Below are 255 nucleotides of genomic sequence, written 5' to 3' on the forward strand. Positions count from 1 at the left end.
CGATACTGTGTTTCACTTCTGAGTTCGGAATGGGATCAGGTGGTGCCACAGCTCTATGGTTTCCAGACAAATTTTGTTTATCTAACGCAGTATATTGCATTAAATAATAATTCGGAAAGCTGATTTCTTTTTGAGTCTCTCGCACTGCTTAAGCGCTTTATTCTAATACTAAGTCGTATCAGTAAAACCCATCTGGGTTGTATGGTTAAGCCTCACGGGTCATTAGTACAAGTTAGCTCAACGCCTCACAACGCT

General features: G+C 40.8%; 1 rRNA gene. It reads right to left on the reverse strand.

Annotated features, from left to right (window positions below):
• Positions 1–67, reverse strand: a 5S ribosomal RNA gene (gene rrf / locus H5164_RS19885); the annotation flags it as partial.
• Positions 68–255: the final 188 nt, after the last annotated feature.

Origin of the sequence: Shewanella sp. SG41-3 (assembly GCF_014164545.1) — a bacterium.
Lineage (GTDB): Bacteria > Pseudomonadota > Gammaproteobacteria > Enterobacterales > Shewanellaceae > Shewanella > Shewanella vesiculosa.